Annotated in this window: 7 protein-coding genes and 1 pseudogene; 3 read left to right on the plus strand and 5 right to left on the minus strand. The window is 51.9% G+C overall.

Features of this window, described 5'->3' with window-relative positions:
• Window positions 1-418 (minus strand): annotated as a pseudogene (locus B9T16_RS26920) (hypothetical protein); the annotation flags it as partial.
• Between the two features lie 225 nt (window positions 419-643).
• Between B9T16_RS26920 and B9T16_RS26925 the strand changes: the two are divergent.
• The 3 genes from B9T16_RS26925 (at window position 644) to B9T16_RS26935 (ending at window position 1,765) form a co-directional block, all read left to right on the plus strand.
• Window positions 644-832, plus strand: a complete 189-nt coding sequence (locus B9T16_RS26925) for a hypothetical protein (protein ID WP_410246197.1) — start codon at window positions 644-646, stop codon at window positions 830-832.
• 20 nt (window positions 833-852) lie between these two features.
• Window positions 853-1,020 (plus strand): hypothetical protein, encoded by a 168-nt coding sequence (locus tag B9T16_RS26930; protein ID WP_014273912.1) that lies wholly within the window; start codon window positions 853-855, stop codon window positions 1,018-1,020.
• A 247-nt stretch (window positions 1,021-1,267) separates the two neighbouring features.
• Complete coding sequence (locus B9T16_RS26935; protein ID WP_410246198.1) at window positions 1,268-1,765, plus strand: hypothetical protein; 498 nt, start codon at window positions 1,268-1,270, stop codon at window positions 1,763-1,765.
• Here the strand turns inward: B9T16_RS26935 and B9T16_RS26940 are convergent.
• The 4 genes from B9T16_RS26940 to B9T16_RS26955 all read right to left on the minus strand — a co-directional run bounded on the left by B9T16_RS26940 (window position 1,712) and on the right by B9T16_RS26955 (window position 3,413).
• Window positions 1,712-1,996 carry a hypothetical protein gene (locus tag B9T16_RS26940; protein WP_410246199.1) on the minus strand — a complete coding sequence of 95 codons (285 nt, stop codon included), beginning with the start codon at window positions 1,994-1,996 and terminating at the stop codon, window positions 1,712-1,714. The genes B9T16_RS26935 and B9T16_RS26940 overlap by 54 nt on opposite strands.
• Window positions 1,997-2,269: 273 nt before the next feature.
• Window positions 2,270-2,440, minus strand: a complete 171-nt coding sequence (locus tag B9T16_RS26945) for a hypothetical protein (protein WP_410246200.1) — start codon at window positions 2,438-2,440, stop codon at window positions 2,270-2,272.
• Between the two features lie 63 nt (window positions 2,441-2,503).
• Window positions 2,504-3,154: a hypothetical protein gene (locus B9T16_RS26950; protein ID WP_410246202.1), complete on the minus strand. Its 651-nt coding sequence runs from the start codon at window positions 3,152-3,154 to the stop codon at window positions 2,504-2,506.
• Window positions 3,155-3,248: 94 nt separating this feature from the next.
• Window positions 3,249-3,413, minus strand: coding sequence for a hypothetical protein (locus B9T16_RS26955; protein ID WP_410246201.1), 165 nt, complete (start codon window positions 3,411-3,413; stop codon window positions 3,249-3,251).
• Window positions 3,414-3,490: the final 77 nt, after the last annotated feature.

The raw sequence follows: 3,490 nt of genomic DNA on the forward strand, positions 1-3,490 counted from the left end.
CGCTGTTGACGACTATCAAATCAATTTCTAGGGCTTCTCCAAAGCGTTTAACCGAGAGGTCGCCGTGAAATTCATTGACAGCAAGTCCCCTTTGTTGAAATAGTTGGACGGCGGCGGGGCGTACCTGCCATTCGACAAATTCTCCGAGACGGTTTCCCAATTTGCCTAATTCCTGGTTGAGTTTTTCATTCTGTTGTTTGATGATTCGTTCGGTTTCCCGGAAGCGGCGATCGCTTTCTTGGGATTGTTCCCGGAAGCGGCGATCGCTTTCTTGGGACTGTTCCCGGAAGCGGCGATCGCTTTCTTGGGATTGTTCCTGGAGGAGTTGCCGGGTTTCTTGAAATTGGCGTTCGGTTTCTTTCTGGGCTTCTGCCAATTCCGCCAGCAGCCTCCAAACATCGTCAGCATTGGTGGTCATGGGGGTTGTCCTCTGGGTTATTTCAATCATCCATTTTAGCCACTTTCCACTATGCGATCGCTTTCTGGTAAGATGCGATCGCAATTCCGAGAATGTAGGCGATCGCACTTCTGAGAATGTAGGCGATACGTGCTACGCACACGCTACGCGAACGCACTTCTGAGAATCGCTCGGTAGATGTTTGTCAAGTTGCGTCAGTCTGGTGATAGGGTATAATGCTGGGATATGTCAGGGGGTGGATGTGTTGGTCAGCTAGTTATGAGGAGTGGTGAGGGAATGAGTGCGGGTGAGTTGCTGAGACAGGCGAATCAGTTGAAACGGTCTGGGAGGTTGGATGAGGCGATCGCGCAGCGTCTCGACATGAGAATCGCTTGCTTGGGATTGTTTCCAGAAGCGGCGAAAGATGGGTTCTAGATTTGAGAAATGGTGTATGAATGCAAGGTCATGTCTACTTCAGATTTGAGCATCTTGTCTGTATAATCGAGAGTGCGATCGCACCCACCCTGTTAAACCCCAGCTCTCATGTCCCCATCGGAATTGCTGACGACACCCCTTGTTTCGATCGCATTCAGGGGCTCGGACACGACGCGGAGGGTGTTTGACGTGATTCGGCGGGTGAAGCTGTCTCAACAGAAGCGCGATCGCTCCATTTGTGGTTAAGGCATCGGATCGGGGGAGCGATCGCGTTAAACTGGAGAGCAGTTGAAGTGGGAAAGGCGATCGCTCATGTCCAATTTGGCAATGCCGGCAAGTCGAAGAAAAGTTTATCTCGAAATGGCTTGGCGTCGATGCCGTCCGGGCCGGGGTAGCAGTCTAGCATTTCTCCAATCGCGAACTTGGAATCATCCCGTGACCGATCTCAGAACAATTATTCAAACGCCTTTTGTTATCGTGGGGGGAATTGCCACCCGGCTTTATATGCCCGAACGCATGACAGATGATTTAGATATTTTAATTTGGGCAGAAAATTCTGACCGGATTTATGAAGAATTAGAACAGGCGGGAAGTCAAAGGGTGGAAGCCTTAAATATTGGCGGGAGTACCTGGCGGTTATCGGATGGAACGATTCTAGACGTGCTTGAATTCGAGCAAGCATGGGTTGCCGATGCGATCGCTTATCCCAATTTTTCCCCGGATGGGTTGCCGGTCATTGCATTGCCGTATTTGGTGTTGATGAAGTTGCAAGCGAGCCGTTCTCAAGATCTGGCTGATATTAGCCGGATGTTGGGGGGGGCGGATGAAGAGATGTTAAATTCGGTGCGATCGGTTATCGGAGCCTATCTTTCGGATGCTTTAGAGGATCTGGAAAGTTTGATCGCCCTGGGTCAATTGGAAATGGGGAATTGAACCCAATGCTTCGGAAATGCGATATGTACACACACGCTGCGCGATCGCTTCTATTTTGGGCATCTTGCCTGTATAATCGGGGGCGCGATAGGTCGCACTTCCGAAAGGGTAGGCGATAGGTCGCACTTCCCAGAGAGTACGCGATCGCACTTCCCAGAGAGTAGGCGATAGGTCGCACTTCCCAGAGGCTAGGCGATACTTCTGGCGGGCACGCTGCGCGATACGTCGCACTCCNGAGGCTACGCGAACGCACTTCCGAGAATGTAGGCGAACGCACTTCCGAGAGGCTAGGCGATACTTCTGGCGGGCACGCTGCGCGAACGCACTTCCGAGAGGCTAGGCGATACGTCGCACTCCGAGGCTACGCGAACGCACTTCCGAGAATGTAGGCGATACTTCTGGCGGGCACGCTGCGCGAACGCACCAGATATTTCCCCCTGCCACTTCGCCCATCATATATCATAAAAATTAAAATTAGTCAATCACTGATAACCGAACACTTGATTACGGCAAACCGGATCTCCGGCGAGACGTGCTTCGCGATCGCTCATAGTGTAGCCCAGGCATCTTGCCTGTATAATCAGGAATGCGATCGCACTTCTGAAAGGGTAGGCGATCGCACTGGCGAGGCGATAGGCGATCGCACTTCTGAAAGGGCACGCTGCGCGAACGCACTTCTGAGACTCTAAGCGATAGGTGCTACGGGCACGCTACGCGATCGCCAACTCTGGGGGTAATTTACCATTGGCGGGGACGGAATTTATCATCATTTAAAATCACGACGCTATCTCCTGACTGTGCCAACACAAATAAGCCGCGACGGTAGCCATAGCGGGCGACTTCTTCGGGGACGACCATTCCGGCGACGGCTCCCATGGCCTTAAAATCACGATAAGCGGGCATTAACCGCTTGAATTTTTCGAGTCTTTCCAGGTGTTCGTCGATGTCGGTTTGGCTGAGTTTACTTTTGACTTCCACTAATATGGCTTGGTCGGTGTTGACGACGAGCAAATCAATTTCTAGGGCTTCTCCAAAGCGTTTAACCGAGAGGTCGCCGTGAAATTCATTGACAGCAATTCCCCTTTGTTGAAATAGTTGGACGGCGGCGGGGCGTACCTGCCATTCGACAAATTCTCCGAGACGGTTTCCCAATTTGCCTAATTCCTGGTTGAGTTTTTCATTCTGTTGTTTGATGATTCGTTCGGTTTCCCGGAAGCGGCGATCGCTTTCTTGGGATTGTTCCCGGAAGCGGCGATCGCTTTCTTGGGATTGTTCCCGGAAGCGGCGATCGCTTTCTTGGGATTGTTCTTTGAGGAGTCGTTCAGTTTCCTTTTGGGCTTCTATGAGTTCTCCTAGCAGCCTCCAAACATCGTCAGCATTGGTGGTCATGGGGGTTGTCCTCTGGGTTATTTCAATCATCCATTTTAGCCACTTTCCACTATGCGATCGCTTTCTGGTAAGATGCGATCGCACTTCTGAGACCCTAGGCGATACGTCGCACTCCGAGGCTAGGCGATACGTCGCACTCCGAGGCTACGCGATCGCACTTCTGTAAGGGTAGGCGATAGGTCGCACTTCCGAGAGGGTAGGCGATAGGTCGCACTTCCGAGAGGCTACGCGATCGCCAACTCTGGGGGTAATTTACCATTCCATTTTAGCTGCTCTCCACTACGTGATAGTTGCTACGCAAACGCGCTGGCGCCTGGCGATACGTCGCACTCCGAC

This window comes from Arthrospira sp. PCC 8006, from assembly GCF_046480465.1.
Lineage (GTDB): Bacteria > Cyanobacteriota > Cyanobacteriia > Cyanobacteriales > Microcoleaceae > Limnospira > Limnospira platensis.